At 64.9% G+C, this 19,269-nt stretch carries 17 protein-coding genes; 8 read left to right on the forward strand and 9 right to left on the reverse strand.

The features are described from left to right. Positions 1-4: 4 nt before the first annotated feature. On the forward strand, positions 5-793 hold the full coding sequence (locus JGU72_RS02715) for an inositol monophosphatase family protein (RefSeq protein ID WP_199682192.1): 789 nt from the start codon (positions 5-7) through the stop codon (positions 791-793). Here the strand turns inward: JGU72_RS02715 and JGU72_RS02720 are convergent. From JGU72_RS02720 to JGU72_RS02730, 3 genes are read right to left on the reverse strand one after another with little or no spacing between them, the layout of a single operon-like run. Further along, positions 770-1,390 carry an alpha/beta hydrolase gene (locus tag JGU72_RS02720; protein WP_199682193.1) on the reverse strand — a complete coding sequence of 207 codons (621 nt, stop codon included), beginning with the start codon at positions 1,388-1,390 and terminating at the stop codon, positions 770-772. The two genes, JGU72_RS02715 and JGU72_RS02720, sit on opposite strands and share 24 nt — an antisense overlap. Then, positions 1,390-2,586 carry an amino acid deaminase/aldolase gene (locus JGU72_RS02725; RefSeq protein ID WP_199682194.1) on the reverse strand — a complete coding sequence of 399 codons (1,197 nt, stop codon included), beginning with the start codon at positions 2,584-2,586 and terminating at the stop codon, positions 1,390-1,392. Before JGU72_RS02725 ends, JGU72_RS02720 begins: the two co-directional genes overlap by 1 nt. Next, the gene (locus JGU72_RS02730; protein ID WP_199682195.1) at positions 2,570-3,205 is read right to left on the reverse strand and encodes a TetR/AcrR family transcriptional regulator; all 636 of its coding nucleotides are present in this window, start codon (positions 3,203-3,205) and stop codon (positions 2,570-2,572) included. The genes JGU72_RS02725 and JGU72_RS02730 overlap by 17 nt, the downstream gene beginning before the upstream one ends. Positions 3,206-3,288: 83 nt before the next feature. Between JGU72_RS02730 and JGU72_RS02735 the strand changes: the two genes are divergently transcribed. Together JGU72_RS02735 and JGU72_RS02740 are read left to right on the forward strand one after the other, a co-directional pair. Beyond that, on the forward strand, positions 3,289-4,803 hold the full coding sequence (locus tag JGU72_RS02735) for a molybdopterin-dependent oxidoreductase (protein ID WP_199682196.1): 1,515 nt from the start codon (positions 3,289-3,291) through the stop codon (positions 4,801-4,803). A gap of 79 nt (positions 4,804-4,882) precedes the next feature. After that, positions 4,883-5,632 carry a tyrosine-protein phosphatase gene (locus JGU72_RS02740; RefSeq protein WP_199682197.1) on the forward strand — a complete coding sequence of 250 codons (750 nt, stop codon included), beginning with the start codon at positions 4,883-4,885 and terminating at the stop codon, positions 5,630-5,632. On the opposite strand, the gene JGU72_RS02745 is transcribed toward JGU72_RS02740, so the two are convergent. The 4 genes from JGU72_RS02745 to JGU72_RS02760 form a co-directional block, all read right to left on the reverse strand. Then, a complete protein-coding gene (locus JGU72_RS02745) occupies positions 5,591-6,820 on the reverse strand; it encodes a class I adenylate-forming enzyme family protein (protein ID WP_199682198.1) in 1,230 nt (409 codons plus the stop codon). The genes JGU72_RS02740 and JGU72_RS02745 overlap by 42 nt on opposite strands. Positions 6,821-6,894: 74 nt before the next feature. Next, entirely contained in the window at positions 6,895-7,689 is a 795-nt protein-coding gene (locus JGU72_RS02750; RefSeq protein ID WP_199682199.1) for an enoyl-CoA hydratase/isomerase family protein, read from the reverse strand. A gap of 1 nt (position 7,690) precedes the next feature. Then, on the reverse strand, positions 7,691-9,160 hold the full coding sequence (locus tag JGU72_RS02755; RefSeq protein WP_199682200.1) for a DHA2 family efflux MFS transporter permease subunit: 1,470 nt from the start codon (positions 9,158-9,160) through the stop codon (positions 7,691-7,693). A gap of 5 nt (positions 9,161-9,165) precedes the next feature. Then, positions 9,166-9,714, reverse strand: coding sequence for a helix-turn-helix transcriptional regulator (locus JGU72_RS02760; protein ID WP_199683163.1), 549 nt, complete (start codon positions 9,712-9,714; stop codon positions 9,166-9,168). Between the two features lie 238 nt (positions 9,715-9,952). Between JGU72_RS02760 and JGU72_RS02765 the strand changes: the two genes are divergently transcribed. Then, positions 9,953-10,954 carry a glutathione S-transferase family protein gene (locus JGU72_RS02765; RefSeq protein WP_199682201.1) on the forward strand — a complete coding sequence of 334 codons (1,002 nt, stop codon included), beginning with the start codon at positions 9,953-9,955 and terminating at the stop codon, positions 10,952-10,954. On the opposite strand, the gene JGU72_RS02770 is transcribed toward JGU72_RS02765, so the two are convergent. Together JGU72_RS02770 and JGU72_RS02775 are read right to left on the reverse strand one after the other, a co-directional pair. After that, complete coding sequence (locus tag JGU72_RS02770; RefSeq protein ID WP_199682202.1) at positions 10,951-11,355, reverse strand: VOC family protein; 405 nt, start codon at positions 11,353-11,355, stop codon at positions 10,951-10,953. The two genes, JGU72_RS02765 and JGU72_RS02770, sit on opposite strands and share 4 nt — an antisense overlap. Next, the gene (locus tag JGU72_RS02775; RefSeq protein ID WP_199682203.1) at positions 11,352-12,200 is read right to left on the reverse strand and encodes a helix-turn-helix domain-containing protein; all 849 of its coding nucleotides are present in this window, start codon (positions 12,198-12,200) and stop codon (positions 11,352-11,354) included. Before JGU72_RS02775 ends, JGU72_RS02770 begins: the two co-directional genes overlap by 4 nt. 88 nt (positions 12,201-12,288) lie before the next feature. On the opposite strand from JGU72_RS02775, the gene JGU72_RS02780 reads away from it, so the two are divergent. From JGU72_RS02780 to JGU72_RS02795, 4 genes are all read left to right on the forward strand, one after another. Then, complete coding sequence (locus JGU72_RS02780) at positions 12,289-12,993, forward strand: hypothetical protein (RefSeq protein ID WP_233531049.1); 705 nt, start codon at positions 12,289-12,291, stop codon at positions 12,991-12,993. Positions 12,994-13,088: 95 nt separating this feature from the next. Then, positions 13,089-14,330 carry an ABC transporter ATP-binding protein gene (locus JGU72_RS02785; protein WP_199682204.1) on the forward strand — a complete coding sequence of 414 codons (1,242 nt, stop codon included), beginning with the start codon at positions 13,089-13,091 and terminating at the stop codon, positions 14,328-14,330. Between the two features lie 2 nt (positions 14,331-14,332). Beyond that, a complete protein-coding gene (locus tag JGU72_RS02790) occupies positions 14,333-15,094 on the forward strand; it encodes an ABC transporter permease (protein WP_199682205.1) in 762 nt (253 codons plus the stop codon). Between the two features lie 265 nt (positions 15,095-15,359). Then, a complete protein-coding gene (locus JGU72_RS02795; RefSeq protein ID WP_199682206.1) occupies positions 15,360-19,163 on the forward strand; it encodes an ABC transporter ATP-binding protein in 3,804 nt (1,267 codons plus the stop codon). Positions 19,164-19,269 lie beyond the last annotated feature (106 nt).

Consider the following 19,269-nt stretch of genomic DNA (forward strand, 5'->3'; position numbering starts at 1 on the left):
CACCGTGGCCGACCTCTCAGACGACCTTGCTCTCGCGCTGCGAATCGCAGACGACGCCGATGCCATCACGCGCTCGCGTTTCGGTGCGATCGACCTGCACATCGATGACAAGCCCGACCTGACGCCGGTCTCCGACGCAGACCTCGCGGTCGAGCGATCGGCCCGCGCCACACTCGCGCAGGAGCGTCCCGGCGACGCCGTCCTCGGGGAAGAATTCGGTGGCACAGCCGGGTTCAGCGGTCGGCAGTGGGTGATCGACCCCATCGACGGCACCAAGAACTTCGTTCGTGGCGTGCCGATCTGGGCGTCGCTGATAGCGCTGCTGGTCGACGGCGTTCCCGTGGTCGGCGTCGTGAGTGCGCCCGCGCTGGTCCGGCGGTGGTGGGCCGCCGAAGGTGCCGGTGCCTGGACGCAATTCGCCGACCAGCCCGCGCGCAAGATTTCCGTGTCGGCGATCGAATCGCTCGACGCCGCAAGTCTCTCGTTCGCGAGTCTGTCGGGCTGGCGCGAACGTGGACTCCGTGAGCAGTTCGTCGGATTGACCGACGAGGTCTGGCGTGTCCGCGGCTACGGCGACTTCTTCTCGTACTGCCTTGTTGCCGAGGGCGCGGCCGAGATCGCGGCGGAGCCCGAGGTGTCGTTGTGGGACCTCGCACCACTCGACGTGCTCGTCCGCGAAGCCGGGGGCAAATTCACCGGACTCGACGGCTCACCGGGGCCGCACAGCGGTAGCGCGGTCGCGACCAACGGACCGCTGCACGCGGCCGTACTACGCCGGGTCGGCGTGTCCTGACCTGACGCTCCGGCCCAGAACGAACTCGGCAACATCCGCGGTCACGACGCTGTGCACCGGTTCGTGCAGAAGGTCGTGGCCCGCGTCGACGTATTCGCGCAGCTCCACCCCGGTCTGCCGGTCCACCCACTCGCGGATCGGATCGATCGGTGCGAGCCTGTCGTCGACGCCGTGTACGAGGAGCGTCGGAATGACCGGCGCTCGCAGTGTGACGACACTTTTCGGCGTCCCGCACAGGACGGCGGCAGCGATTCCCGCCGTTCTCGACTGCAACGCGACAAGGGCGGTCGCTGAACCGAGCGAGTGTCCCATCAACACGACCGACCTGTCCTTACGTGCGAGTTCGACCAGTTGCCAGGCATTTTCGGCGAGGTCCGACAACGGGGCAAGCTGGTCGGGTTCACCTTCGCTCAGTCCATGTCCGACGTGGTCGAGTGCCCACACTTCGATCCCGCGGGCGTTCGATGCCCGGGCAAAACGGTGGTAATCGCCGGTGTGCTGACGGCTACCGTGCAGAAAGACGAGAACGGCCGCCGGCGTTTCCACCGCCCAGGTCCTGTAGTGGACGCGGCCACTCACACCATCGAAGAAGGGCATCAGCCGAAGCACTTTCCTTCACCGCGATACGTCGGCACCGACCGCCGAGTTCCGTCGCTGTCCACGATGTGCACCTCGTTGAACCGCTCGCACAGCTCGCCGGCTTTCGCGTGCCGGAACCAGACGCGATCACCGACAGCGATCTTTTCCGCCGCGGCCCCGGCCACCGGCGTCTGCACCTCGCCCGCGCCCTCACCACCGAGCAGCTTCAGCCCGACCGGCCATGTCGGCTTCGGAAGCCGCGACGCACCGGCCGGGCCTGACGCGATGTATCCGCCCGCGAAGACTGTCGCGATCTTCGGCGCGGGCTTGCGGAGTGCGACGGTTGCGAAGTACATCGACGGCTGCGGGACGAAAGATCGGTAATCGTCGAACAGGCCGGGAACGTACAGCCCCGAACCTGCCGTCACCTCCGTGACACCGCTGTCCGCGATGCTGACCTCGATCGAACCGCTGCCACCGCTGTTGACTATCTCGAGCTCGCCGACCTCCGCGCGGACCGCATCGACAACCAACCCGCGTCGCTTCCCGATGTCGCTCGCGGAAGCCCGCTTCATCAACCGAACGGCCAGGCTCGAATCCGGCAGGCCCGCGATCTGAGCTTCGTACGTCATGACGCCGACGACGGCGAAACCACGCTCAGTGGCGGCCCGAGCCAAGCTCGCGGCTTGTTCGGGAGTGTGGACCGGCGACCGCCGCGCGCCGAGGTGCAACGGACCTACCCGCAACGACGCGTCGACGTCGAGGCAGATCCGCGGCGTGACGAGGTCGGTGCCGATGGCGTCGCGTATGAGGTCGAGCTGTCCGACGTCGTCGATCATCAAGACGATTCGCTCGAGTAGTTCGTCATCCTGGCCGTACTCGGCGAGCGCCGACCTGTGCAGAGTCGGGTACCCCAGCAGGATGTCGCGCGCACCTTCGCGAGCGAGCCACATCGATTCGGGCAGCGAGAACGACATGATCCCGCGAAAACCGGACTGGCCCGACAGGTCGGTTCCGAGCACTTCTTCCAGCACCGCGCGGCACCGGACGGACTTGCTCGCAACTCGAATCGGCACGCCGTCGGCACGCCGCACGAGGTCTCGGGCGTTGGCACGCAGGGTCGTCAGGTCGAGGGCGGCAAACGGAGCGTCGAGGTCCGCTGTAGCCGCGGCCAACCGGTCCACGACTGCCCGCGGGTCAGGTGCGCGGCGCATCGATCGCCTTCGACGCGACGATCCCGGCGAGGTCGTCGATCTGCGCGATCAACGCTTCGCTGCTGTGGTCCACCAACCAGCGCAAAGTCAGTCCGTTCAGTAGTGCGAGGCTGAACCGCGCGATCGCCGGCAGCGGCTCCAACCACACCGTGTGCGTCCGTTTGGCACACTCGTCCAAGAAAAGGATCGCTTCCTGATCCATGATCCGATACTGCTCCGCGCCGACCGACGGCTCCCGTTCCTCACGAAGCGAATACGACGTCAGTTCGTAGGCAAGCATTTGCCGCTTCGGGGCCTTCTCCGTCATCGGCCACATTGCACTGAGTCCACTGTGCACGAGCATCCGCAGACCGCGGACGCCGTCGATGTCGCCCGCCTGCGCCGCTTCGGCGAACGCCTGGTGCATCGATTCGCTGATCTGCAGGACTATTGCCTCGGCCATCGCGGCGAGCAACGCATCCTTGTTCTCGAAGCAGTAGTGCACGACACCGAGGGATACGCCGGCATTCTCGGCAACCGCTCGAACGGTGACAGCGCCGATCCCGCCTTCCTCGGCGACACTGATGGCCGACTCGACGAGTTGCGCCCGGCGCTCGTTCGCCGGAAGTCGATGCAGCATCACTCGATGGTAGAACTCCGTTCCTGAGTGGATGTCACAGGAACGTCAGCAGACGTGGGCAGATCGCGAGCTAACGTGGGCTGATGTCCGCAACGGGTTTTCGCGCGCTCGCTGGAATCGTGTCCGCCGGAGCGATTCTCGGCGTCGCCGAAATCGTCGCAGCGCCGATCAGCGCACACAGCGCACCGTTGGTCGCAGTCGGCGATGTCGTTGTGAAGAACACACCACTCGAGTTCGAGCGGTGGGCGATCGAGCGTTTCGGTACCGCCGACAAGTTGATGCTGTTCATCACGATGATCGCCGTCAGCGTCATCGTCGCTGCTGTCGCAGGCATCGTCGAGCGACGGCGGCGCCCATGGGGTTCCGGACTTTTCGTCGTCTTCGGCATCGCGAGCGCACTCGCCGCACTGGACAACTCGAACGCGCGGTGGACCTACGCGCTGCCTGCGCTCATTGCGGTCCCGATCGGAATCGCGTTGCTGCGCTGGCAACTGCGGGCCCTCGACGGCTGGGCCGACGAGGCGAGAACGACCGATCGGCGGATCTTCCTGGGCGTGGCACTCGGGGTAGGGGTCGGTGCGGCGATTCTCGGAATCGCCGGACGCGTGTGGGGCGCATTCGCCCGCGACGTATCCGACAATCGCGCCGCTGTGCGGCTGCCCACTCCCCCGACGCCGGTCACACCCGCACCTGCCGGCGCTGACCTGAAAGTGCCCGGACTTGCCAGCTACATCACCGACAACTCCGAGTTCTATCTGATCGACACCGCGCTTGTTAAGCCGCAGGTGTCGACGGACGACTGGTCGCTCCGCATTCACGGGCTGGTCGACCAGGAAATCACCCTGAGCTGGGCAGATCTCTCCGCGCGTAAGCCGGTCGAAAAGTACATCACCCTCTGTTGTGTCTCCAATCCGGTCGGCGGTTCGCTGATCGGCAACGCAAAATGGCTCGGCTACCCGCTCAAGGACCTCCTCGAAGAGGCCGGAGTTCAGCCCGGCGCAGACATGGTGCTGTCGACGAGCGAGGACGGCTGGACGGCAGGCTCGCCGCTCGAAGTGTTGCTCGACGGCCGCGACGCGATGCTCGCGATCGGCATGAACGGCGAACCGCTGCCGATCCAGAACGGCTTCCCCGCCCGACTCGTCGTCCCAGGGCTCTACGGGTACGTGTCCGCCACCAAATGGGTCCGGTCGCTGGAAGTGACGAGGTTCGACCGCGCGGAGGCCTACTGGACGAAAGTCGGTTGGTCGGCTCGCGGACCGATCAAGACCGCGTGCCGAATCGACACGCCCACGAAGTCGTCCCGCAAACCGAGCGGGCTGGTCGCCGTCGCCGGGGTCGCGTGGGCACAACATCGCGGCATCAGCGCAGTCGAGGTTCAGGTCGACGACGGACCCTGGCAGAAGGCGAGACTTGCCGACGACGTTTCGATCGACACCTGGCGCCAATGGGTGTTCGAGTGGGACGCCCAACCGGGCAATCACACACTGCGCGCCCGCGCGACCGACGGCACAGGTGAAGTGCAGACCGCAGAGGAGCGCGACGTCGTTCCCGACGGTGCTTCGGGCTGGCCCGCATGCAGGGTGGCGATCGACTGAGGGCCGGCCCCTGTGCGCGGTGGGAGAGTCCCTGCACTCGCTAACCGCGCACGGGCGCGGAGCACCTATTGTCGAGAGCGTGCCCACCGACCAGTACCACCTCTCCGGCGCCTGGAACTTCCGCGAAGTGAGCGGCCTCCGGTCCGCCGACGGCAAGACCCTTCGTCCTGGAATCGTTTTTCGGTCGTCGCAGTTGAGCGGACTCGACGCCGACGGCCAGCGCACGCTCGTCGAACTCGGCATCACGGACGTTTTCGATCTCCGCGGCACAAAAGAGGCCGAGGTTGCGGGCGCCGACGCGCTACCCGAGGGCGTGCGTCTGCACGCCGAGCCGGTCCACGAGTTGCGCCGAGACGAACGAGCGCCGCACGAGGAGTCCGGCTCGATCCCCACTGAGGTCGCGCAGGCAGAGCTCGAGAAAGCATATGCAGAGTTTCCGACGCTGCAGGGCGCGCACACCGCACTGGTGAATCTCATCCAGACCGTTGCCGACGGTACCGGCGCGGTGCTGATCCACTGTGCAGCAGGCAAAGATCGCGCGGGCTGGTTGACGGCTGCTCTGTTGCGTGCGGCAGGAATCGAGGATGACGACGTCCTGTCCGACTATCTGCGCAGCAATGACGGCGTCGAGCCGCTGCGCGCTATGCTTTCCGCTAAATATGGTGCAGCACTGCAACTTTCGAACAAGATCCTGGGCGTAGACGAGTCGTACTACCGCACCGCGTGGCGAGTCGTCGACGAGACGTACGGCGGTTTCGACAACTATCTCGACAAGCTCGGAATCGATTCAGACACGCTCGACCGACTCCGCACGCGCTTGCTCGACTGACCCGGACTCGACGATCCTGACGTAACCGTCTCCGTCGATCTGAGCGATTTCGCCTGTGTGGAACCAGTTTCCGGTGAATTTCTCAGCCGTCGCCGCGGGATTTCGCCAGTATCCACGCATCACGTTCGGTCCGCGACACAATAATTCGCCGACGCCGTCTGCTGCGCGCGGACCGAACAACGCGAGTTCCATTCCCCCGAAGGCAATTCCGACGCTGCCGGGATGAGCGGACGCGTCGTCGTCGGACATCGTGAGGCCGACGCCACTGGTTTCCGTCGCACCCCACAGGCTCCACTGTTTCGCCGCCGGGAAGGCGGTTCGCAGCCCTCTTACCTGGTCGGGCGCGAGGCTGCCACCAGCACAACAGATTCGGCGGACCTCGCCGGCGACGCCGAACGCATCACCCGCCAGGGCCTGCCCGTACTCGACGGGAGTCGCACTGACCGCGTCGATCCGCTCGTTTCGCACGGCGCTGCGCAGTCGGTCCGGGTCGCGGTCCGGTGCAATGACGAGCGTTCCGCCGACCGCCAACGTCGGAAGAAGTTGATCGATACAGCCGTTGGCAGACGAAAGCGGGAGCATGACGAGGTTTCGCAAGCCGTCGCCGGTCAAGCCTTCTGCGGCGATGACGGACTCGATCGCAGACAGGACGTTCTCGTTGCTCAGCTCCACACCCTTCGGCAGGCCGGTTCGGCCGCGGGTGTAGCAGAGGACCGCGAGTTCGGTCAGACACGCGCCGTCGTCGATGAATGCCGTGCCATCCGGCAATTCGTCGTCGAGCACGAAGTCGACCTCGCTGTCTGCAAGTACATGCCGCTTGTCTGCACTGCTGAAGCCATAGTTGACGGGGACCGGAACTGCGCCACTGAGCAACGCACCCAGGAACGCCTGAACCCACTGCGCGCTGTTCGGGTAGCTGATTGCGACCCGGTCGCCGAAACCGATCCCCCGGTTCAGCAAGCCACCCGCGACGCGCGCCGCTGTCCCCCACAACTCGCGATACGTCAGCCTCGGTCCGCCGAGTTCGACAACCGCTTCGCGCGACGAGTAGCGGTGTACGCGGACGTCGAGAAGTTCGGTCAACGACGGTGTCAACCCGCCGTAGTGCAGTAACCCGTCGACCCGGCGGGTGACGTGGTCGCCGAGCGCCTGCACCTGTCGCGCAGGAAACTCGACGAGATAGGACACGCGGGACCTCCAACATTCGGTAGGTCGACTATATGGCGTGGATCACACTTCCGCCCGTGAAGGTCTCCCGCGAGTCAGCGTCCCGTGTACTTCGCCTTCCCCGGACCGACGTCCAGGAACGAGCGAACAGCCCCTTTGAGGTCCGAGGTGTCGAAGAGCGCGCCGGAAACATCGGGAGTGATGTCGTCCGCATGCGCTACCCCGCCGGAGCGCCAGGCTTCGATGATCCGCTTGGTCGCATTGTGGGCCTGGGTAGGCCCGTTGGCGAGTCGTTCGACGAGCGCACGCGCCGCTTGATCGACGTCCTCGTGAACAGCGTTCACGACGCCCCAACTGTGCATTGTGGCCGCGTCGTAGAGGTCGCCGGTCATGACGAATTCTCGCGCGCGACCCGACCCCGCCCGTTCGGCGAGCCGTTGCGGTCCACCCATGGACGGCGTCAGGCCGACGACCGTCTCCACGAGCCCGAACTTCGCCCGGGGTGCCGCGAGGATGATGTCGCATGCCAGCGCGATCTCGAGCGCTGCCGTGAGCGTGAGCCCGTGTGCCGCATAGACGACCGGGCACGGCAGCGCTTCGATCGGATGGATGATCTCCGCGAACAGCTTGCGCCACAGCTGAGCGCCTTCGTCGGTGGACAGACCATCGAAAACGCTGACATCGACACCACCCGACACAACTTTGCCTTCCGCGCGCAGCAGCAGCGCCCGCGGCGGGTTGGCGTCGAGGTCTGCCATATTCGCAGCAATCGACTCGAACATCGCGGTGTCGAACAGGTTCAGCGGGGGGTGGTCGAACGTCAGGACCGCGTACGTCGTCGTATCGGTCGTGATTCGCTCGAGGCGCGTGGGACTGGTCACGGACCCCACACTAGGCGGTCGCTACCGGAACCTTCGCTTGCGCGGTCTGCTCCTGGGTCCTGCGCGGGCGACCGAACAACACCGAAGCAACCACGCCGATCAGTAGGACGGCCGCCGGCAATATCAGCGATTCTGCGAGAGCCGAATTGAACAGTTCCTTGGCCTGTTCTGGCAACGGACCCGAAGCGCCGCCGCCGACGTCTCCGTCGACACCCTTTGCGGACAACCGCGACACGATCAGCGCGCCGATCGCGGCACTACCCAGCACCGACCCCACCTGTCGCGTCGTGTTGTAGATACCCGCACCTGCGCCGGCCTGCATCGGTGGCAGATCGTGGGTAGCGGTCGCTGCGAGTGGTGCCCAGATGCACGCATTCGCAATACCCATCAGGAAGATCGGCGGCATGTACTGCCAAATCGGGGTATCGACCTCCTGAATCGCGGAGAACCAGAACAAGGCGACTGAGAAGCTGGTGAAACCGATCGCAGGGATGTAACGGGGATGGGTCCGATCGACCAGTTTGCCGATGAAAGGTGCCAGCACACCGGTAACGATCGCCATCGGTGCAAAGACGAGTGCGGCCTTGGTCGGCGAGAAGCCGCGGACTGACTGTGCATAGAACATGACCGGCAGCATCATCGCGGTGATGGCGAAGGCCATGCACGTGATGGCCGCGTTGGCCAGCGAGAAATTGCGCTCCTTGAACAGCACGAGCGGCACCAAAGGCTCTGCCTTGACTCGGGACTGGTAGTAGACGAATCCGACGAGAACCGCGATACCGGTGCCGATCAGCAGCCAGACACCCCAGGCCCAGTCGTAGGTTCCGCCCTCCTGTAGGCCGAAGACCAGGCAGAACAGCCCCACTGCACTCAGCCCGACGCCGAGGAAGTCGAAGCGATGCTCGTTGGTCGGCAGAGCAGGAACAAAGCGCCACGCCAGCGCGAAACCGATGATGCCGACCGGCACGTTGACGATGAAGATCCATTCCCAGCCGAGGCTGTCGACGAGCACGCCACCCGCGATCGGACCGACCAGCGAGGCGACGCCCGCAACCGATCCCCAGAGGCCCATTGCGGTGCCGCGCTTGTCCGGTGGGAAGATCCGGGTGATGACGGCCATCGTCTGCGGCGTCATGAGCGCGGCGCCGAACCCCTGGAAGACGCGGGCGACGATGAGCATCTCGATGCTGGTCGACAGACCGCACCACAGAGACGCAGCGGTGAACAACACCAACCCGCCGAGATAGACGTGCTTCGGACCGAAGCGGTCTCCCATCCGGCCGGTGATCAGCAGCGGCACCGCGTATGCGAGCAGGTACGCACTCGTCACCCAGATGACGCTGTTTATGTCGGTGTTCAGATCCGCTTTGATCGCAGGGTTGGCTACCGACACGATCGTCATATCCAGCAAGATCATGAAGAACCCCAAGCAGAGCGCGCCGAGCGCGCGCCAGGGGTCGTACTGGGTCTCGGAGGTCATTGCAGTTATCCGTTCTGCTGGTCGGGTTCGGGTAGGTAGGTCTTCGGGCTGGTTTGCAGCCACGGGAGGGCGCCGTTCTCGATTTCGTCGACAAGCCCTCGTAGCCACTCGATTTCGGCATTCAGGACCGCGCGCGAGTATCCGACGTCGAGCCAATAGACGCGCGGCACCGCCAATTCGGCCGCACGCTCACCGAGTGCAGCGGACTCGTCGAGTTCCTTGGCCAGCCTGTCGATCCGCTCGCGCAGCAACACGGCAACCACCTCGGCGCCGATGTTGTGAGCTTCCGCCAGCGCGACAGGAAACAGCGGGTACTCCCGGATCGGGGTCGCCAGAATTTCGCTGATGCGCGCCGTCAACGCCGCGCGTCCGGAATCGGTCACCTCGTAGGTGGTGCGTTCAGGGCGATTGCCTTCGCGATTCGTGCCCGTACTCCGGACGAGCTTCCGCTCCTGCAAACGGTCGACCGTGTGATAGAGCGAACCAGGCCGAACCTTGACGTTCCTGTCCTCGCGCCGTTGCACGAGCAATTGATACATCTCGTACGGGTGCATCGGCCGCTCGAAAAGCAACGCGAGAACAGCGATGCCCAGCGGCGTCACGATGCTTGCCTTCTCCCCCACGTGCTTCACCTCCAGAACTGACACTAGAGGCCCCCTCCGACATACTCCACACCAAATATTCGGCGCGGGGTATTTGTCCGAAAATTTGACGCGACAATTGCGACAAACGCGGCACTCGGCCGGAACGACTGTGCCCCAACATGTCCGAGGCAGTGGTTACGCTGATGTCATGAGCGCAACAAGCACGAGGGAGTTCAAGCGCGATACCAACTACATCCCGACCCGCATCACCGAAGACGGGCGTGACGGATACCCGGTCGAGCCCGGTAGATACCGATTGGTGGTCGCGCGCGCGTGCCCGTGGGCCAATCGAGCGGTCATCGTTCGCCGGCTGCTCGGCCTCGAGAACGTCATCTCGATGGGCATGTGCGGGCCGACGCACGACGAGCGCAGCTGGTCGTTCGATCTCGACCCCGATGGCCTCGATCCCGTCCTGAAGATTCCCCGTCTGCAGGACGCATTCCTCGCGCGCTTCCCGGACTACGACCGCGGGATAACGGTCCCCGCGATCGTCGACGTTCCGACCGGTCAGGTCGTCACGAACGATGTGCCGACGCTGACGCTGGATTTGTCCACCGAGTGGACCGCATATCACCGCGCGGGCGCGCCGGACCTCTACCCCGCGGCACTACGCGACGAAATCGACGAGATCATCGAACCCGTTTTCCGAGACGTCAACAACGGCGTCTACCGGTGTGGCTTCGCAGGCTCACAGGACGCGTACGACGACGCCTACGACCGCTTGTTCGCTCGGCTGGATTGGCTGTCGGACCGGCTGAAACACCAGCGCTACCTCGTCGGCGACACCATCACCGAGGCAGACATCCGCCTCTTCACGACGCTCGTCCGTTTCGACGCGGTGTATCACGGCCATTTCAAGTGCAACCGCAACAAGCTGACCGAGCTGCCGGTGCTGTGGTCCTACGCGCGTGATCTGTTCCAGACTCCCGGATTCGGCGACACGACCGATTTCCCCCAGGTCAAGGAGCATTACTACGTCGTTCACACCGGAATCAATCCGTCACAGATCGTGCCGAAGGGCCCGGCGGTGAGTAACTGGCTCGATCCGCACGGCCGGGAATCGTTGGGCGGCAGACCGTTCGGAGACGGCACCGCGCCACCTCCACCGCCGCCGAGCGAGGCGGTCCCACCCGGCCATGGCGCGCACTAGGCGCCTGCGTAGGTACCGAAGCTCCAGTAGACCCCTTCCGGATCACGGCAGGTGAACCCGCGCGATCCGTAGTCCTCGTCACGCAAGCCCATGGCGACGTCAGCGCCTGCTGCGACAGCCCGTTCGTACAGTGCGTCGGGATTCTCGACGACCAGATATGCGGCGCCGGTACCGGGCAGCATCTGCCCCAGCGGCCCGTCGTCGCGATAGGAACTCAGCATCACTCCACCGCCGCCCGGCCAGCTCAGTTCGGCGTGGTCGACGCTATCGCCCTCGCCGTAGACAGCTGCCTCTTCGAACCCGAAGGCGGTGACGAGGAATCGGATCGCGGCGCGGGCATCCCGGTACCTGAAGATCGGCCACACGTTTGTCTTGGTTGCGTTCTCCGTAGAAGTGCTCATGCAGACCAGTCTCGATCTTCGTCCGAGGCGGACGCTTGGACAAATGCGAACACCTCTTTGGCACGCCACACAGAAGGCGCCATGCCCGCCAGCTCCCGCCACTCCCGTGCCATGTGCGCCTGGTCGTAATAGCCGCAATCCACGGCGATCTCGGCGAGCGAAGGGATCTCGGTTCGACGCAAGATCGCGTGCGATGCGCTGAAGCGCGCGATGCGAGCCGAATCCTTCGGCGTCACACCGAACTCCGCAGCAAACTTGTTCACCAGGTGCCGGCGGCTCCAGCCGACGTCGTCGGCGACATCGGCGACGCGACTGCGGCCGCCACCGCCGACCAGCAATCCCCAGGCCCGCTCCAGGCCGGGGTCCATCGCGAACTCGTCGGCGCGCCTGCTGAAGACATCGTCGAGCACTGCGAACCGCGTCGGCCAATCCTCTTGTAGCGCAACGCGTTCGCGCAGTTCACGAGCATCGGCTCCGAGGACTTCTTCGAGATCGACCATCCAGCCGCCGAGTGCGGCGGTAGGAATACCGAAGATCGCGCGGGCACCGAGCGGCGTCAGCGATACCTGAATACCGTGCTGATTTCCGTCGTGTGCGATCGTGCACGGCACTGGCGAGATCCCGCTCGCAAGCGTGTCCCAGGTGGTTCGATGCTGCTCCGGGACGGTCGCCCGCTCGATCGCGAGCGGATCACCGATCGTGATGATCACCGTCAGATACGGCGAGGGCATCCCGACGTGCTTGCCCGGCGCGAAACCCGCCAGCCGGTAGCCTTCGTAGCCACGAACGAACTGCCGCAGCCTCGGGGTGGGCAGGCTGAAGGCCCCCTCGGAGACTTCGGTCATATTTCCAGCCTAGGCTCCTCGCGCCGGAACAAACCAGGCTCGCTCCCTCGTTGCCATAGAGTTCACTTCCGATGAAAGGGAGGATTCGATGGGCTTCATGACAGACCGCGTCGAAAAGACGGTCGCATCGGTGCTCGACGACGGCAGTCGCCTGCAGGCACCGGCCGTGAACAAGTATGTCGACCGAGTCCGCCGCGCGCACCCCGACGAGAGTCCAGCCGAGATCATCGACAGGCTCGAGAAGATGTTCCTGCTCGCCGTGACCGGAAGTGGTAGCGCCGTCGGTGCCGCCGCCGCCGCACCCGGCCTCGGAACTGCTGCATCCCTCGCCGCGGCGGGCGCCGAAACCGCGTTCTTCCTCGAAGCGTCCGCAGTGCTGACGTTGGCGATCGCCGCTGTCCACGGCGTCGCGCCCGAGGACAAGGAGTATCGCAAGGCCCTGGTACTTGCCGTTGCCCTCGGCGATTCGGGAATGAGCATCGTCGAGCGCACCGCGGGACACGGCGCGAAGAACTGGGGAACGCTGCTGGGCACCCGAATTCCCGGCATCAAGGACATGAACAATTCGCTCCTGAAGAAGTTCATGACCAAGTTCGTCGCGAAGCGCGCCGCATTGATGGCAGGCAAGATCATTCCGGCCGGCATCGGCGCGGTCATCGGCGGCGTGGGCAACCGCGCGCTCGGCAAGGCAACGATCAACAACGCGCACAAGGCATTCGGCCCGCCGCCCGCGACGTGGCCCGCGAACCTGCGCATCGTCGAGGCCGATCCGCTGCCCGCAGTCGAGAAGTAACACGGGGCGGCCCGCGTTGGCTCCCGGGCCGGCGCGGGCGCCAAGTACCCTCTATCTCATTCGACGAAATGGAGGGGAACCGGATGTCGGTGGGCATGACGAAGGAACCGCAACAACAGGGCGCCTATCTCGAGGTGCACGGTCTCACAAAGCAATTCGGGCCGGTAGTGGCGGTGAGCAATCTCGGTTTCTCGGCGCCGCCCGGATCGGTCACCGGATTCCTCGGGCCGAACGGCGCGGGCAAGACGACGACGTTGCGCATGATGCTCGGTCTCATCAAGCCGACAACCGGCGGCGCAACGGTCGGCGGTGTGCCGTACGCGCAGATCGCTGAACCGGCACGGGCAGTGGGCGCAGTGCTCGACTCACTGAGCCTGCATCCGAAGCGGTCCGCGATCGGGCATCTGAAGATCTACGCGGCAGCAATCGGTGTCCCGGACTCGCGCGCGTACGAGGTGCTCGCGCTGGTCGGGCTGAACGATGTCGCAGACCGTAAGGCCGGTGGCTTCTCACTCGGTATGCGCCAACGCCTCGCGCTTGCGACCGCACTGCTCGGCGATCCACCGATTCTGATTCTCGACGAGCCTGCCAACGGACTCGATCCCGAGGGCATCCACTGGCTCCGAGACTTCCTCAAGGCATACGCGCGCCGCGGTGGAACGGTCTTGATTTCGAGCCACATCCTCAGCGAAGTGGAACAACTCGTCGACAACGTGGTGATCATCAGCCGCGGCAGCCTGGTGTACCAGGGCACGCTCGACTCGCTGCGGACGAGTGTGAAGAGCCGCATCCTCGTCACAAGTTCGGATCCGACCAAACTGACGGCTGCGCTCGCGGAGAAGGGCGTCGGCGACGCAACGATCCTGCCCGACGGCCGACTTGCGGTGCTGGGCACGACGAAGGAGGACATCTCCGAGGTCGCATCGACTGCAGGGGTCCAGGTGTTCGGCATGGCAGCGGAGCAGGCCGACCTGGAACAGGTCTTTCTGTCCATGACGTCGGGTCAGTTTGCGGCGCAGGCAGTTCCGCCGCCGGGCCAGGGTTACGGACCGCCGCAGCAGGGCTATGGCCAGCCACCCGGCTACGGTCCGCCGCCGGGATACGGACAACCCCAGCCCGGCTACGGGCCACCACCCGGATACGGGCCCCCGCCGGGATACGGACAACCCCAGCCCGGCTACGGGCAGCCACAGCCCGGCTATGGGCAGCCGCAGCCTGGGTATGGACCACCACCGCAGGAGTACGGACCACCGCTGCAGGAGTACGGTCCACCGCCCGGCTACGGGCCACCACCGGGATACGGCCAGACCCCGGACCAGCAGCAGGGAGGCAACTGAACATGGGTCTCTTGATTGCTGAATACCGGAAGATCGTCACGCTGCGGTTCTGGTGGGCGCTGCTCATTGCTCCACTGGTCATCGGCGTGTTCGCGAGCGCAATATCCGCCGGTGCCGCCGACGCAGCCGACGAGGTGGATCCCAACTTCCGCACAGGCCTTGCGTCCGTCGGCCTCTATGTCGCGATCTACATGATCGTGATCTTCTCCGCACTGTTCGGCGCCATCAACACAGGCACTGAGTTCCGGCACAAGACACTGACACCGACGTTCCTGACCTCCTCGGGACGCGACGGCGTGATCGGCACGAAGCTGCTGGTCACTGCGCTGTTCGGACTCGCGTACGGGCTCGTCGTCGAGGTCGTGAGCGTCGTCTGCATGCTGTTGTTCGGTGGCGACCAATTCGAACTGAACAGCACGCTGTTCAAGGTGTTGCTCGTTTCCTTGCTCGCCGTGGTCTGCTGGGCATTGATCGGTGGCGGACTCGGCCTGCTACTGGCCTCGCCGATCGGAGCAGCGATCGCACTCGTCGTCTGGTACCTCGTCGGCGAGTGGATCTTCGCGGCGATTCTGGCCGGCATCGGTCTCGAATCGGCCGGTCTGCACCTACCGTTCTTCTCCACGATCGGAACAGTCGCCGCAGGTCAGCTCGACGGCGAATCGGACTGGCCCGACTTTGCGATCTCGTTCCCGACGCTGTTGCTATGGACGGTCCTCACCGTTGCGCTCGGCTGGTACATGACGCGGAAGCGGGACGTCACGTAGTCGTCGGCAGGCATCGATCGGCCCCTGGGCGCATATCGCCCGGGGGCCGAGTTCGTTTTGGGCACGTTCAGCCCGGCCGGCGGCTTACGATTCGCGGAGTAGGACGCGCACACGCAACCTCGCACAGCTTCTCGAGACTTCGCACACGCTGCAGCTGGCTACAACCTGTGTGAGGTCGAGGGAAGTTGTGCGAAGTCGGGGGACGCAAGCTTGTCGTCCGACAGCGAATGAACGGTGTCAGACGGTCGGGCTACCGTTGCCATCGATGACGACCGAACCCGACAGCCCCGGCTGGATTGCCAGACTGTGGGAACAATGCTGGGCTCACAAGGGCGTCACCCTCGGCGCGTTTGCTGCCACGTTTGTTGCGGCGCTGATGGAAATCGGCGCGCCGCTACTGACGAAGACGGCGGTCGACGCGGCCACCAGGGGTGAGACAGACCGAATCACGATGGCGGTCATGATCCTGACTGTCCTCGCTGTCGTCCGGTTCGCATGTCAGTTCGGCAGACGCGTTCTGGCGGGCAGGCTTTCGCTGAACGTGCAGCACACATTGCGGCTGTGTTTGCTCTCCGCGCTGCAGCGCCTCGACGGGCGCCGCCAGGATCAACTCCGCACCGGCCAAGTGGTCTCGCGCTCGATCACCGATCTGCAGCTGGTGCAAGGATTGCTGGCGATGGTCCCACTGGCCTCCGGGGCACTCGTTCAGTTCGCACTCGCAATTGTTGTGATGACCTGGTTGTCCCCGCTGTTGACCGTCGTCGCACTCTCGGTCGTTCCGGTGATCGTCGCGCTGGTCTACGTCACGCGTCGAAAGTTGTTTGCCGCCACCTGGTCCGCGCAACAACGCGCTGCGGACCTCGCCCAGCACGTCGAGGAAACAGTCACTGGCGTACGAGTGGTCAAAGGGTTCGGCCAGGAAGCGCACATGGTCGACGAACTCGAACAACTCGGCCGCAAGCTTTACGCCGAACGCATCCGCGCGGCGAAAGTGAACATGCGATTCGCGCCGGGAATGGCGGCACTCCCCCAACTCGGACTGGTTGGAGTGATCGCGCTCGGTGGTTACCTGGCGATCCACGGCTCGATAACGGTCGGAACATTTCTCGCGTTCGCGGCCTATGTCGCGACGATGACGAGCACCACCCGGACGCTGTCGTCGGTCGTCATCATGGCTCAACTCTCCCGTGCGGCAGTCGAAAGGGTCTTCGAGGTCATCGACACGGAACCACTGGTCGCCGACCCGAGGTCCCCACAGCCGATTCCGACCGGTCCGCTCGGCGTCCGAATCAGGTCCGTCCACTTCGGATTCGAGCACGGACGCGACGTGCTGCGCGGTCTGGATCTCACGATCGCACCCGGCGAAACCGTCGCGATCGTCGGTCCGGCCGGGTCGGGAAAAACGACGCTTTCGCTACTACTTCCGCGCTTCTACACGCCCACCACCGGCACGATTTCGCTGACGAACGCGAACGGGGACGCGGTGGATATCGGGGACGTTCCGGCTGCACAGTTACGTGGCGCGATCGGACTCGTATTCGACGAACCGTTCCTCTTCTCGGACACTGTGGCTGCAAACATTGCGTTGGGAAAGCCCGACGCGACGGCTGAAGAGATTCGGAACGCCGCACGTCTGGCGGCCGCCGACGATTTCATCGAAGCGCTGACGGACGGCTACGACACGGTCGTGGGCGAGCGCGGACTCACGCTCTCCGGCGGACAACGCCAACGCATTGCGCTCGCCCGCGCGCTGCTGATCCAACCGCGCCTCCTGATCCTCGACGACGCAACGTCGGCGGTCGACGCCGAAACCGAAGCGGCGATCTTCGATTCGCTCGGCGCAGGTTACGGCGGCAAGGACGTTGCGGACAGCCGGACGACATTGATTCTCGCGCATCGAAGTTCGACGTTGGCACTCGCCGATCGAGTGGCGGTGCTGTCCGACGGCAAGATCGAGGACATTGGAACGGTCGACGAACTGTCTGCCAGGTCGGAACTGTTCCGGTCCCTGATGACTCCGCACGATGCACCGGCGACGACGGCCACAACCACAATCGACGGCATCGACATTGCGGCACTCTGGCCGAAACAGATAGCGGTAGGTGATGATTCCGTCCAGGTGAACGAGATCGGCGGGCGGCATGCAACACCCACCGCGGGCGGACCGGTCGCCGGCGCCTTCGGCGGCATGGCCGCGACGCCGGAATTGCGGCAGGCAGTCGAGCGCCTCCCACCGGCGACCGAGAACCCAGCACAGGATGTCGCCGCGCTCCGCCGACCAGATCCCGATTTCCACCTGCGCAGCCTTCTGAGGCCGGTCCGCTGGCTCCTGGTTCTGACGGTCACCTGCCTGGCTGTCGACTCGCTGATCGGCGTCGCGTTCCCCGCCATCGTCCGGCACGCGATCGATTACGGTGTGGTTCCGAAGCAGGACTCCGCATTGTGGGCGGCGACGGCGTTCGCTCTCGTCCTCGTCGCGGCGGCATGGCTCACGGTCGCCGCAATGACATTGGTTACCGCACGCGCCGGCGAACGCATCCTGTACGGATTGCGCTTGCGGAGCTACGCACATCTGCAGCGCCTCGGCCTCGACTACTACGAGCGCGAATTGTCCGGTCGAATCATGACCCGGATGACCACTGACGTCGATGCCCTCTCGACCTTCCTCCAAACGGGACTCTCGACCGCGGTCGTCAGCGTGCTGACAGTGCTGGGCATTTCCGTCGCGCTGCTGGTGACCGACGTCAACCTCGCTGCCGTCGCGCTGGCATCGGTACCTGTGGTGATCGCTGCAACCGTCGTATTCCGCCGCATCTCGTCGACCGCCTATACGGTGTCGCGCGAACGCATCTCGCTCGTCAATGCTGACTTTCAGGAGAACATCGCAGGTCTCCGGTCGGCGCAGGCATACCGGCGGGAGGAGTTCTCCGCACGGCGTTTTGCCGAACGTGCCGAGAGCTACAGGCGCAGTCGCATGCGCGCACAGATCGCGATCTCGGTCTACTTCCCGTTCATCGCATTCCTATCCGACCTTGCTCTCGCGGTAGTGCTCTTCGCCGGGGCACGCGAAGTCGCGCGTGGGATGACAACCGAGGGCACCCTGGTCGCTTTCGTGCTTTACCTCGGCCTCCTCTTCGGACCGATTCAGCAACTTTCCCAGGCATTCGACGGGTATCAGCAGGCCGCTGTGGGGCTACGCCGAATCGGCGATCTGCTGCGCACCAAAAGTTCCATCGAGACCGCGAACGGTTCGGTCGCGGTGCCGATCGCGGGTCATCTCGACGGAGACGTGACCATCGACGACGTTACTTTCCGATATCGCACAGACGACGCCGACGCACTGCGCAACGTCTCGCTGCACATCCCCGCCGGGACGACGATCGCGCTCGTCGGCAAGACCGGCGCCGGCAAATCGACCATCGTGAAACTGCTCGCGCGTTTCTACGATCCGACCCGCGGGGAGGTCCGCGTGGACGGAACCGAACTGCGCCGATACCGCCTTGCCGACTATCGCGGCCGCCTCGGTGTGGTGCCACAGGAGGCGCACCTGTTCACCGGCGACGTGGCGAGCAACATCGCCTTCGGCAAACCGGAGGCAACCCAGGCAGAAATCGAATCGGCGGCACGCGCGGTCGGTGCCTTGAGCACCATCGCCGCCCTGCCTGCCGGGATGCGGCAACCCGTCGGCGAGCGTGGCCAAGGCCTGTCTGCGGGGCAGCGCCAACTCATCGCCCTGGCCCGTGCGGAGCTCGTCGATCCGGACGTCCTCCTCCTCGACGAAGCAACCGCCACATTGGATCCCGCGACCGAGGTAGCGGTGCTGCGCGCAAGCAAGGCGATTGCGCGAAACAGGACCACCGTGATCGTCGCTCACCGCTTGGCGACCGCCGCCCGGGCGGACGTCGTCGCCGTCGTGGACCGCGGCACGATCGTCGAACTCGGCTCCCATGACGACCTGCGAGAGGCCGGCGGACCGTATGCGCAGCTGTGGGATGCCGCACACCGCGAGCGAGGAAATAGCCTGGACGCCGGTTCTGTTGTCCTCAATGGGCCCGAAATGCCGGGATGAGCCGTGTTCGCAAGTGGAGGGATTCTGCGCGCGCGTCAACCGACAGGTCTAGCCTCATTAATAGACGTGCTTAGCGGAAATGCAGAAGGAAAGAAGGAATACCTGC

The organism is Antrihabitans auranticaus, from assembly GCF_016481275.1.
GTDB lineage: Bacteria > Actinomycetota > Actinomycetes > Mycobacteriales > Mycobacteriaceae > Antrihabitans.